The organism is Janthinobacterium fluminis, assembly GCF_028595325.1.
GTDB lineage: Bacteria > Pseudomonadota > Gammaproteobacteria > Burkholderiales > Burkholderiaceae_D > Janthinobacterium > Janthinobacterium fluminis.
On sequence record NZ_JAQQXR010000005.1, the window covers coordinates 204,620 to 216,253 of the forward strand.

The window sequence follows — 11,634 nt, forward strand, 5'->3', positions numbered from 1 at the left end:
CATTCTTTCGGCCTAACGTAACCTATGCCTGCCCGCGCGTGAAGTCCCTCCAAGAAAACCGTTTCCTGTTCGTCGCCGTCGCCGTGTCGCTGCTGGCGCACGGCGCCCTGCTGGCCGTGAACTTTGTCGCGCCCGCGCCGGCGCCGCTGGCGCCGGCCGACCCCGGCCTGGAAGTGATTTTGGTCAACGCCAAGCACGCGAAAAAGCCGCTGAAGGCGGACGCGCTGGCCCAGGCCAACCTGGACGGCGGCGGCCAGGCCGACGCCGGCCGCGCCAAGTCGCCGCTGCCGGACATGCGCAAGATGGAGACGGGCGACAGCGTCAAGGCCAGCAAGCGCAGCATCGCCGAGCTGGAGCGGCAGCAGCGCGAGCTGATGACCCAGCTCAGCCAGCCGACGCCCTTGCGCGCCGCGCCCGTCACCGAGAAAAGCACGCCGGACCCCGTGCCCAGGGGCGCCGACCTGATCGAGACGAGCAAGGCGATCGCCCGCATGAGCGCGGAAATCAGCCAGACCATCGACGACCAGAACAAGCGCCCGCGCAAGACCTTCATCACGCCCAGCACGCAGGAGGTCGGCTATGCGATGTATTACAAGACCCTGCAAAAGCGCATCGAGGAAATCGGCACGCTCAACTTCCCCCAGCAAAACGGCCGCAAACTCTATGGCGAGCTGGTCGTCTACATCCCGGTTTTCCAGGACGGCACGATCTACCAGAAGGATGGCGGCGCCCGCGTCGAGAAAAGCTCGGGCAACCCTGCCCTCGACGCGGCCGCGCTGGCCATCGTCCGGCGGGCCGCGCCGTTCGGGCGTTTCCCGCCGAATATGCTCTCTAGCGACAAGGACGATCTGTGGGTTATCATCACGCGGTTTAAATTCACCCGTGAAGAGAGAATGGAAGCGAACCTGACTGGCGGTGCGAATTGAGCGGCGCCGCGCGCTATTGCGTATTCGGCAACCCGATCGCCCATAGCAAATCACCGGACATCCACGCCGCCTTCGCGGCCCAGACGGGCCAGGACCTGGTCTACGAGCGCCGCCTGGCGGCGCTGGACGGCTTTGCCGCCGCCGCGCGCCAGTTCGCCGCCGCCGGCGGCCGCGGCGCCAATGTGACGCTGCCCTTCAAGCTGGAGGCTTGCGCGCTGGCGACGGCGCTGACCATGCGCGCCCAGGCGGCCGGCGCCGTCAACACCCTCAGCTTCAGCGACGGCGAGATCCACGGCGACAACACGGACGGCGACGGCCTCGTCGCCGACATCGTCCGCAACGCCGGCGTCGCCATCGCCGGCAAGCGCGTGCTGCTGCTGGGCGCCGGCGGCGCGGCGCGCGGCGCCATGCTGCCCTTGCTGGAGCAGCGCCCCGCCGAGTTGAGCGTCGCCAACCGCACGCAGGCCAAGGCTGACGCGCTGGTGCGGCAGTTCGCGCCGCTGGCCGGCGCCGGCCGCCTGCAAGCCTGCGCCTTCGACGCGGCCGGCGGCGTCTACGACATCGTCATCAACGCCACCTCGGCCAGCCTGGGCGGCGCGCTGCCGCCGCTGGCGCCCGGCGTCTTCGGCCGCGACACGCTGGCGCTGGACATGATGTACGGCGCCCGGCCGACGGTGTTCATGGACTTCGCCGCCGGCCACGGCGCCCAGGTGCGCGACGGCCTCGGCATGCTCGTCGAGCAGGCCGCCGAAGCCTTCCTGGTGTGGCGCGGCGTGCGCCCCGACACGGGAGCCGTGCTGGCCAGCCTGCGCGCGGCCCTATGAAGAAACAGCGCAAAGCGCCGGCGCGCGCCGGCCGCCCTTGGATCAAATGGATTTTCCTGCTGCCGCTCATCGCCTTCCTGGCGATCCAGTTGTATTTCCTGTTGCAAATTTGCTGGTGGGTCAAGCACGATCCGGACAGCACGGCCTTCATGCGCGAGCAACTTTCGGTGCTGCGGCAGAAAAACCCGAATGCCGAACTGCAGCACAGCTGGGTGCCCTACAACCGCATCTCGAACCACCTCAAGCGCGCCGTCATCGCCTCGGAAGACGCCAACTTCTCCGAGCACGAGGGGGTAGACTGGGAAGCCATGCAAAAGGCTTACGAGAAAAACACCCGCAAGCACAAGGTGGTGTCGGGCGGCTCGACCATCACCCAGCAGTTGGCGAAGAATTTGTTCCTGTCCGGCTCGCGCAGCTACATCCGCAAGGGCGAGGAGCTGATCATCACGTATATGCTGGAAACCTTGATGGACAAGGAGCGCATCTTTGAAATCTACCTCAACGTGGTCGAGTTCGGCAGCGGCATCTTCGGCGCGGAGGCGGCGGCGCGGCATTACTACGGCGTCGGCGCTGCCGGCCTGAACAGCGGCCAAGCGGCCAAACTGGCCGTGATGCTGCCGAATCCGCGCTTTTTCGACAAGCACCGCGATTCCGGCTATTTGGCGCGGCGCACCGGCGTCATCCTGCGGCGCATGGGCTCGGCGGACCTGCCGTAAGCGGCCCCGGCCGGGGCCGGCGCCACGGCCGGCGCCAAAATGCGTAAAAATGCCGCCCGGCGCGGCAAAAATAGCGTTGCGCACTGGCAGGCAAAAGGGCTTTGCGGGTACACTTGCGCTGTTTCGATTTTGGCGCCGCGCTTCCTGCGGGCGCCGGCATAACTATACGACAACCCCCCAACGTCCGGCTGAGAGCGCGCATGATCAATGTCTTTGTTTTACAGAATGGCCGGCTCAACCAGGTGCCGATCGACAGCCGCACGGATCTGGAAAGCGTCGACCCGGTCTGGGTCGACCTGACCGACCCGAACGACGACGAGCGCGCCTGGGTCAAGGCCATCTACGGCGTGACGCTGCCGGGCGAAGACGAAGTCAAGGACATCGAGGCCTCGGCCCGCTACTACGAGGCGGAGAACGGCGACCTGCACCTGCGCACCGACTTCCTGCTGGAAGAGGACGACGGCCCGTCGCGCGTGGTCACCGTGGCCTTCATCCTGGCCAAGAAAATGCTGTTCTCGGTGCACACCGACGACTTGCCCGTGTTCCGCCTGGTGCGCATGCGCGCGCGCTCGCGCCCCGGCTCGATCGCCGACTACATGGACGTGCTGCTGGACCTGTACGCGACCGACGCCGAATATTCGGCCGACGCGCTGGAAGGCATTTACCAGAACCTGGAAGAGGTCAGCGGCCGCGTGCTGCAGGAAGAGTTCACCGACCAGGACGCGGCCTCCGCACTGAATTCCATCGCCCACGAGGAAGACTTGAACGGCCGCATACGCCGCAACATGATGGACACGCGGCGCGCCGTCAGCTTCCTGATGCGCGGCCGCCTGCTCAATTCCGAGCAATTCGAGGAGGCGCGGCAGATTCTGCGCGATATCGAATCGCTGGACGGCCACACCTCTTTCCTGTTCGACAAGATTAACTTCCTGATGGACGCCACCGTCGGCTTCATCAACATCAACCAGAACAAGATCATCAAAATCTTCTCGGTGGCCAGCGTGGCCTTCCTGCCGCCGACGCTGATCGCCAGCATCTATGGCATGAACTTCAAGGGCTGGTTCCCGGAACTGGAGTGGTCCTTCGGCTACCCCTTCGCGCTGCTGCTGATGGTCATCAGCGCGATCGCGCCGTTCTGGTACTTCCGCCGCCGCGGCTGGCTGAAATAAGGCCGCGCGCCGGCTCCGCCTATCCCGCACTATTTACTTGCGTCACGCTTGATTTGCATCAGTGTGATTATTGAAGAGTATGTGCCGAAAAATATGGCGCAAACTGGTCTTTATCACATCGATGCCGGCCAGCTACCGGCGCCGGGCTTGAAGCATGTGTCCATGCGTTGCGGGCACGCGGCCCCGGCAGTGCGAAAGCGACGCCAGCCATTTTGATGGGAGTCCACATGTCCCGCTTCGTTCCACCTGGCAGTTACCAGAAAACCGCCACGCAGATCAATACCAATCTGTATGGCAAAGCCCAGCGCCGCGACCAGACCTGGGTGGCCAGCGGCGCCAACATCACCAACCTGTCCGGCGGCCTGGTCAACCTGGACGGCTCGCTGCAGGCGGAAAACGACGCCGCGCCCAGCGCCGGCTTCGTGCCCAACGGCAGTTACAAACTCAGCACCGAAAACATTTCCGTCGTCCTGTCGGCGTATTGCCAGAAGCGCGACGGCAGCTGGCAATGGGCGACGCTCGACATCAGCCGCTACATCACGGGGCATGGCGACATCGCCAATATCGACGGGGAATTGAAGATTCAGTAAGGCAGCACGCCCAAGTTTTACGCGGCTGAGTTGGCCCGGCGACCCTCCGCCCGGCCAGGCGCATACCTCCTGTGCGCAGCGGCGTTCTACGGCCAGGGTTTGAACCGCTTGCGACGGTTTGCTAAAGGGTCTCTGGCTGCTCCGACGCGGTCATCGCCGTATCCCGGCGATGGCCGTTTTTTTGTGTGCCGGCGCCGCTCAGCTGCGGCGCAGATTGACCAGCACGATGCCGGCCAGCACCAGCGCGGCGCCGGCGCCGAAGCGCAGGCTCAGTTGCTCGCCGAGCAGCGCCACGCCGAAGCCGACGCCGAACAGCGGCGTCAGGAAGGAAAACGTGGCAATGCGCGACGCCAGGTAGCGCCGCAGCATCCAGAACCAGGCCAGGTAGCTGGCGAAGGCGATGACGACGACCTGGAAGAACAGGCTCAGCCACGCCATGCCCGTCATCTTCACGGCCGCCACGTCGCCGCCGACGATGGCCAGGGCCAGCAAAATCAGCGCCGCCACCGCCAGCTGGTACAGCAGCGTCGTCGTGGGCGCCGCCTCCGACAGCGCCGAGCGGCGCACGACGATGGTGGTGGCGGCCCAGAACAGGCTGCCCAGCAGCGCCAGGGCGTCGCCGATCAGCGTCCGGCCCCAGCCGCCGCCGGCCTCGCCCAGGCCGTTGGAGAAGGCCAGCGCGATGCCGGCGAAGGCGGCGCAGATGCCCAGCCATTGCCGGTGGCCGAGGCGCTCGCCGGCCACGCCCCAGTGCAGGCCGAGCACCGTGAAAATCGGTGCTGCGTACAGGAAGACGACGATGTGCGAGGCCGAGGTGTAGTTCAGTCCCAGCGCCACGCAGAGGAATTCGGCGGCGAACAGCACGCCGGCGGCGATGCCGGGCCAGAGCGTGCCGTCGCCGATGGCGAAGCGCTGGCCGCGCCAGCGCATCAGCGCCCACACGAGCAGCGCGGCGCCGCCGCAGCGCAGCCCGGTCTGCAGCATCGGGCTCATGCTGGGCGCCGTCGCCTTGACGGCCACCTGCTGCAAGCCCCAGCACAGGCACAGCACCAGCATCAGGCCGGCGGCGAAGCCGTCGAGCGGTTTGCGCGTGGCGCTCATAGGCGCGGCCCGCTGCGGCGCGCCTGGCTGGCGGATGCTTGTCGTGGTGTGGGCATGGTGGGGAGGTTTTGCGGGCGTGGGAGGGGCGGGCAAGCCCGGGGGGAACAAGCCCGGGGGCTGCCCCCCGGGCCTGCGGCTGCTGCTCTGGCGGCGTCGACTCAGGCCAGTTTGGCGAAGACGCGGCGCGCCGCCTCGATGGTGGCGTCGATGACGGCGTCGTCGTGCTGCGCCGAGACGAAGCCGGCCTCGAAGGCGGCCGGCGCGAAGTACACGCCCTCGTCCAGCATGGCGTGGAAGAAGGTGTTGAACTTGCTGCGGTCGCCGGCCATCATTTCGGCGTAGCTGGTCGGCACCGTCGCGCTGAAGTAGATGCCGAACATGCCGCCGATCGAGTCGGCGCAGAATGCCACGCCGGCTTCCTTGGCCGCCGCCGTCAAGCCCTGCGCCAGCCTGGCCGCCGTCGCGCCCAGCGCCTCGTAGAAGCCGGGCGCCTGGATCAGTTTCAGCGTCGTCATGCCGGCCGCCACCGCCACCGGGTTGCCCGACAGCGTGCCGGCCTGGTAGACGCCGCCCAGCGGCGCCATATTGTGCATCAGCGCCGCGCTGCCGCCGAAGGCCGCCACCGGCAGGCCGCCGCCGATGACCTTGCCCAGCGCCGTCAGGTCCGGCTGGATGCCGTACAGCGCCTGGGCGCCGCCCAGCGCGACGCGGAAGCCGCACATCACCTCGTCGAAGATCAGGATGGCGCCGTGCTGGGTGCACAGCGCGCGCATCGCCTGCAGGAACTCCGGCTTGGCCTTGATCAGGTTCATATTCCCGGCCACCGGCTCGACGATGACGCAGGCGATTTCCGCGCCGAAGCTGTCGAAGGCGTCCTGCAGTTGTTCGACGTTGTTATAGTCGAGCACCAGCGTGTGCTTGACGAAGTCCTCGGGCACGCCGGCCGAGGTCGGGTTGCCGAAGGTCAGCAGGCCGCTGCCGGCCTTGACCAGCAGCGAGTCGGCGTGGCCGTGGTAGCAGCCCTCGAACTTGATGATCTTGTCGCGCCCGGTGGCGCCGCGCGCCAGCCGCAGCGCGCTCATGGTCGCCTCGGTGCCCGAGGACACCAGGCGCACCTGCTCGATCGACGGCACCAGGCGGTGGATTTCCTCGGCCATCTCGATCTCGCCCTCGGTCGGGGCGCCGAAGGACAGGCCGCGCGCGGCCGCCTGCTGCACCGCCGCCACCACTTCCGGGTGGGCGTGGCCGACGATGGCCGGGCCCCAGGAGCCGATGTAGTCGATGTAGCGCTTGCCGTCGGCGTCCCAGAAGTACGGCCCTTCGGCGCGCGTGATGAAGCGCGGCGTGCCGCCGACCGAACGGAAGGCGCGCACCGGCGAGTTGACGCCGCCCGGCGTGGTTTTCTGGGCGCGGGCGAACAGGGTGTCGTTTTTCGAGTTGCTTGTCATGATCGTGTCTTCAGGTAGTGAGTCATTGAGCTGGATTGAGTCGCTGGAAAAACCGGTTCGGCACCAGCTTGCCCATGCCGAAACGCTGCGCGTGCGCCAGCGCGCCGGCCGTGTAGTCCTGCGCCGCCTGCACCGCCAGCGCGGCGTCGCCGCCGTCGCCGCCGTGCGCCATCAGCGCCGTCAGCGCCGCCGACAGCGTGCTGCCGGCGCCGCTGAAGCTGCCGGCCAGGTGCTGCCAGGCGTCGTGGCGCACCACGCCGTCGTGGCCGAACAGGGTGTTGGCGCGCAGCGCGTTGTCGCCGTGGCCGGCGTTCGGCGTGCCGGTGACGAGGACGAATTCGCAGCCCAGCGCCAGCAGGTAGTCGACGTCGGCGCGCAGGGTGTCGCTCGGGTCGGCGTCGCGCCAGGTTTCGGCCAGGCGCTCCAGCTCGACCTGCGACAGCAGCAGCACCGTGGTCTGCGGGATCAGCAGCTGGCGCAGCGCCGTCAGCGCGTCCTCGCCGTCGGCGCCCGGGTCGGGCAGGGCCGAGACGAAGGGGTCGAGGATCAGCGGCACGTCCGGGTAGTCGGAGACGATTTCGGCGATCGCCGTGATGTGCTCGATGCCGCCCGGCGCGCCGATCTTGATGGCCGCCACGGCCATGTCTTCGAGCAGCACGCGGGCCTGGTCGGAGACCCAGTCGGGGTCGATTTCCTGGACGTCCTCGACGCGCGCGGTGTCGCCGATCAGCAACGCGGTGCTGACGGTCAGGCCGTGGCAGCCGAACGCGGAAAATACCGCCAGGTCGGCCTGGATGCCGATCGCGCCGACCGGATCGGAGACGCCGAAGCTTAATATGAGGGGAGAAGTTTGGTTTTGCACGGCGGGTAGATTAAGATACCTAATTCAGCATTTTACTTGATTGAAGGGTGGCGGAACGTGAGTAGTAACGAAACAACGCAGCAATTCCAGACCTGGATGTGCCTTATTTGCGGCTGGGTGTACGACGAGGCGGCCGGTCTGCCCGACGAGGGCATCGCCGCCGGCACGCGCTGGGCCGAGGTGCCGATGAACTGGACCTGCCCTGAATGCGGCGCGCGCAAGGACGATTTCGAGATGGTGGTGATTTAATTAATGTTGCGCCGGGCGGGGAAAGGCGGCCTGTTGCGCCCCTCCCTATGCTATCGTGCTGGTTCATGCCCCCAGTGAGCAAATATGACGACAACGCCGCAGTCCACGGCCGCGCCCCAGGCCGGCCTGAAAATCATGGTGATCGACGATAGCAGCACGATACGCCGCTCGGCCGAGATTTTTCTCAGCCAGGCCGGCTATCAGGTGGTGCTGGCCGAGGACGGCTTCGACGCGCTGGCGAAGATCAACGACCACCGTCCGGCGCTGATCTTCTGCGACATCCTGATGCCGCGCCTGGACGGCTACCAGACCTGCGCGCTGATCAAGAAGAGCGCCATCTTCCACGCCACGCCGGTGCTGATGCTGTCCTCGAAGGACGGCCTGTTCGACCGCGCGCGCGGCGCGATGGTCGGCTCGGCGGCCTACCTGAGCAAACCATTCACCAAGGACAGCCTGTTGGCGGCCGTGCGCGAGCACACCGCCGCGGCCTAGTCCGACACTTACACCGCAGGGGGCGCATATGGCCATACATAAAATTCTCATCGTCGACGACTCGCCCACCGAGCGCTACTACCTGAGCGACATCCTGGTGCGCCACGGCTTCGCCGTCAGCACCGCCGAGAACGGCGAGGAGGCGCTGGCGAAGATCAAGCTCGACAAGCCGGAGCTGATCTTGATGGACGTCGTCATGCCGGGCGCCAACGGCTTCCAGGTGACCCGCTCGATCGTCCGCGATCCGGCGCTGGCCGACGTGCCGGTGATCATCTGTTCGAGCAAGAACCAGGAAACCGACCGCATCTGGGGCATGCGCCAGGGCGCGCGCGCCTACCTGGTCAAGCCGGTCGACCCGGCCGAGCTGCTGGCCCACATCGCCGCGCTCGGCTGACGATGGCGGCGGGCGGCCACGAGCACCAGCGGGCGGCGCCGGACGGCGCCGAGCGGCGCAGCCGGCTGCGCCAGTACCAGGTGCAGCTGCTGGAGCGCATGCAGGCCGCCAGGAGCGGCGCCGTCGACCGCAGCAAGCGGCTCGGCGTCATGCTGGGCGGCAGCCGCTGCCTGCTCGACCTGAGCCAGGTCGGCGAGATCGCGCCGCTGGCCGGCGTCGTCGCCGTGCCGCTGGCGCGCGACTGGTATCTGGGCCTGTCCAACATCCGCGGCAACCTGTGCGGCATCGTCGACCTGGCCCGCTACCGCGGCGAGGCGGCCGCCGTGGCGGGGCCGGACAGCCGCGTCATCACGTTTGCGCCGGCGCTTGGCTTCAACTGCGCGCTGCTGGCCGCGGCCGTGCTGGGCCTGCGCCAGCCGGAGCAGATGCAGGCGCAGGCGCGCGCCGCCGACGCGCCGGCGTGGGCGGCGCAGCGCTTCGTCGACGCCGACGCGCACAGCTGGACCGGCATCGACCTGGCCCTGCTGGTGCGCGAGGCGCGCTTTTTGCACATCGGTTTTTAAGCCTTAGGCACGGGAGATGGAATGGGATTGATATCAGCGTGGTGGTCCAGGGAGCGGCAGGCGCCGGACGACGCGGCGCCGAACTCGGAGTTCGCCGCCGCCGCGCCGGCGCCGGCCGCCGACGCCGGCGCCGACGCGCCGCTGCGCCTGCGCGACGCGCTCGGCAGCAAGCGAAGCCGCGCGCCGGCGCGCGAGAGCGACTTCCGCCTGCCTCTGATCGGCCACCTGGCGCTGCAAAAGCAGCTCAGCATCCTCTCGACGGTGCTGGCGCTGAGCCTGGCCGCCAGCCTGCTGTTCGTCGGCCTGAACATCCGCCACAGCGCCGTGCTGTCGACGCAGACGCAGATCGCCAGCGACGCGCTGATGCACTCGCAGCGGGTCGGCAAGGCGGCGCCGAACGCCGTGCAGGGCAACGCCGAGGCATTCCGCCAGCTCGACGAGAGCCGCAATGAATTGAACCGCGACCTGGCGCTGATGGCCCGCGGCGGCGACTACCAGGGCCGCCACGTCGGCGAGCCGGACGCCGCGCTGGCGCCGGTGGTGGCCGAGGCGCGCAAAAAATGGGCCAGCAGCGACAAGGCGGCCCACACGATCTTGCGCATGAAGGCCGAGCTCAGCGAGTTCGACCTGACGCTGCGGCAGTTGAACGCGCTCTCGCCGGTGCTGCTGGCGCAGAGCGAGGAAATCGCCGCGCTGAAGGTGCAGCGCGGCGCCGGCGCGCGCGAGATGGCGGTGCTGGGCCGGCTGACCATGCTGACCCAGCGCATGAGCCGCAGCGCCAGCGAATTCCTCGGCTCCGGCGGCATCAGCCCGGACACGGCCTTCCAGCTGGGCGGCGACACGACCTATTTCCGCGCCGCCATCGACGCCTTCCTGAACGGCAGCGACACGCTGCAGATCGCCGCCAGCCGCGACGCCGAGCTGCGCGACAAGCTGGGTGCGCTGAAAAGCCGCTTCGACCAGTACCAGAAGCTGGTCTCGGCCATCCTCGACAAGCTCGACAAGTTCACGGCCGCGAAGGCGGCCGAGCAGCTGATCTTCAACGAGAACGAGGGCGTGCGCCAGCGCCTGGCGCTGCTGCAGCAGCGCTACCACAGCGACCAGGACACGCCGGGCCGGGAATTCTGGGCCATGGTCGGGGCGGCGCTGCTGACGCTGATCGCGGCGGCCGGCATCGGCCGCGTGCTGCTGCAGGATTCCAGCAACCGCACCCGCGGCGCCGACCGGCGCCGCCAGGACGCCGAGGCGCAGCGCCTGCTGTCGCAGCGCAAGGAGGAGGAGGCCAAGGCCACCAACGACCAGAACCAGGCCGCCATTTTGCGCCTGATGAACGAGTTGCAGGAGGTGGCCGACGGCGACCTGACGGTGCAGGCCACGGTGTCGGAGGACATCACCGGCGCCATCGCCGACTCGGTCAACTACACGGTCGAGGAATTGCGCGGCCTGGTCGGGCGCGTCACCGCCACCGCCGAGCAGGTCACGCGCGCCTCCAGCCACGCCCACAGCATCTCGCGCGACCTGCTGAGCGCCTCGCAGCAGCAGTCGCGCGAGATCCAGGACGCCAGCGCCACCGTCGTCAAGATGGCCAACGAGATCACCGACGTGTCGAAGTCGGCCAGCGAGTCGGCCGACGTGGCGCGCCAGTCGCTGGCGGCGGCGCGCCAGGGCTCGACGGCCGTGGAAAACGCCATCAAGGGCATGCACGAGATCCGCGAGCAGATCCAGGAGACGTCGAAGCGCATCAAGCGCCTGGGCGAGTCCTCGCAGGAGATCGGCGAAATCACCGAACTCATTTCCGACATCACCGAGCAGACCAACGTGCTGGCCCTGAACGCGGCGATCCAGGCCGCCTCGGCCGGCGAGGCGGGGCGCGGCTTCTCCGTCGTCGCCGAAGAGGTGCAGCGCCTGGCCGAGCGCTCGGCCGGCGCCGCCAAGCAGATCGGCGCGCTGGTGCGCACCATCCAGACCGACACCCACGACGCCGTCGCGGCGATGGAAAAATCGACCCAGGGCGTGGTCGAGGGCGCGCGCCTGTCCGACGCGGCCGGCGCGGCGCTGTCGGACATCAGCCAGGTGTCGCACCGCCTGGCCGAGCTGATCCAGGGCATTTCCTTCGCCACCGGCCTGCAGGCCACGTCGGCCAACGGCGTCGCCCTGAACATCCAGCACATCCTGTCGGTGACCGAGCAGACCCAGGACGGCACCCAGCAGACCGCGCAGTCGATCCACAAACTGGCGGTGCTGGCGCAGGAGCTGAAAAACTCGGTGTCGCGCTTCCGCGTCGTCGCCTGAACATGACG

13 protein-coding genes are annotated in these 11,634 nt (G+C 68.1%); 10 read left to right on the plus strand and 3 right to left on the minus strand.

Translation table 11 applies throughout. The features are described 5' to 3' along the window. Window positions 1-38: 38 nt before the first annotated feature. The 5 genes from OIK44_RS14245 to OIK44_RS14265 all read left to right on the plus strand — a co-directional run bounded on the left by OIK44_RS14245 (window position 39) and on the right by OIK44_RS14265 (window position 4,225). Window positions 39-926, plus strand: a complete 888-nt coding sequence (locus OIK44_RS14245; RefSeq protein ID WP_273671497.1) for an energy transducer TonB family protein — start codon at window positions 39-41, stop codon at window positions 924-926. After that, window positions 923-1,750, plus strand: a complete 828-nt coding sequence (gene aroE, locus OIK44_RS14250) for a shikimate dehydrogenase (RefSeq protein WP_273671499.1) — start codon at window positions 923-925, stop codon at window positions 1,748-1,750. The genes OIK44_RS14245 and aroE overlap by 4 nt, the downstream gene beginning before the upstream one ends. Then, window positions 1,747-2,466, plus strand: a complete 720-nt coding sequence (mtgA, locus tag OIK44_RS14255) for a monofunctional biosynthetic peptidoglycan transglycosylase (protein WP_273671500.1) — start codon at window positions 1,747-1,749, stop codon at window positions 2,464-2,466. Before aroE ends, mtgA begins: the two co-directional genes overlap by 4 nt. Window positions 2,467-2,666: 200 nt before the next feature. Beyond that, entirely contained in the window at window positions 2,667-3,635 is a 969-nt protein-coding gene (gene corA / locus OIK44_RS14260) for a magnesium/cobalt transporter CorA (protein WP_273671501.1), read from the plus strand. A gap of 227 nt (window positions 3,636-3,862) precedes the next feature. Continuing rightward, window positions 3,863-4,225: a cyanovirin gene (locus OIK44_RS14265; RefSeq protein ID WP_273671502.1), complete on the plus strand. Its 363-nt coding sequence runs from the start codon at window positions 3,863-3,865 to the stop codon at window positions 4,223-4,225. 198 nt (window positions 4,226-4,423) lie between these two features. On the opposite strand, the gene OIK44_RS14270 is transcribed toward OIK44_RS14265, so the two are convergent. The 3 genes from OIK44_RS14270 to thiD form a co-directional block, all read right to left on the minus strand. Then, complete coding sequence (locus OIK44_RS14270; protein ID WP_273671503.1) at window positions 4,424-5,326, minus strand: DMT family transporter; 903 nt, start codon at window positions 5,324-5,326, stop codon at window positions 4,424-4,426. A 158-nt stretch (window positions 5,327-5,484) separates the two neighbouring features. After that, window positions 5,485-6,774, minus strand: a complete 1,290-nt coding sequence (hemL, locus tag OIK44_RS14275) for a glutamate-1-semialdehyde 2,1-aminomutase (protein WP_273671504.1) — start codon at window positions 6,772-6,774, stop codon at window positions 5,485-5,487. Between the two features lie 22 nt (window positions 6,775-6,796). Next, window positions 6,797-7,636, minus strand: coding sequence for a bifunctional hydroxymethylpyrimidine kinase/phosphomethylpyrimidine kinase (gene thiD / locus OIK44_RS14280; protein WP_273671505.1), 840 nt, complete (start codon window positions 7,634-7,636; stop codon window positions 6,797-6,799). A 96-nt stretch (window positions 7,637-7,732) separates the two neighbouring features. Here thiD and OIK44_RS14285 point away from each other — a divergent pair, with 96 nt between their 5' ends. The 5 genes from OIK44_RS14285 to OIK44_RS14305 all read left to right on the plus strand — a co-directional run bounded on the left by OIK44_RS14285 (window position 7,733) and on the right by OIK44_RS14305 (window position 11,626). Continuing rightward, a complete protein-coding gene (locus OIK44_RS14285) occupies window positions 7,733-7,885 on the plus strand; it encodes a rubredoxin (protein WP_273671985.1) in 153 nt (50 codons plus the stop codon). 84 nt (window positions 7,886-7,969) lie between these two features. Continuing rightward, window positions 7,970-8,377: a response regulator gene (locus tag OIK44_RS14290; protein ID WP_273671506.1), complete on the plus strand. Its 408-nt coding sequence runs from the start codon at window positions 7,970-7,972 to the stop codon at window positions 8,375-8,377. A 28-nt stretch (window positions 8,378-8,405) separates the two neighbouring features. Beyond that, window positions 8,406-8,771 (plus strand): response regulator transcription factor, encoded by a 366-nt coding sequence (locus OIK44_RS14295; RefSeq protein ID WP_273671508.1) that lies wholly within the window; start codon window positions 8,406-8,408, stop codon window positions 8,769-8,771. A 2-nt stretch (window positions 8,772-8,773) separates the two neighbouring features. Then, window positions 8,774-9,334 (plus strand): chemotaxis protein CheW, encoded by a 561-nt coding sequence (locus OIK44_RS14300; protein ID WP_273671510.1) that lies wholly within the window; start codon window positions 8,774-8,776, stop codon window positions 9,332-9,334. A 21-nt stretch (window positions 9,335-9,355) separates the two neighbouring features. Beyond that, a complete protein-coding gene (locus OIK44_RS14305; protein WP_273671512.1) occupies window positions 9,356-11,626 on the plus strand; it encodes a methyl-accepting chemotaxis protein in 2,271 nt (756 codons plus the stop codon). The last annotated feature ends 8 nt before the right edge of the window (window positions 11,627-11,634 follow it).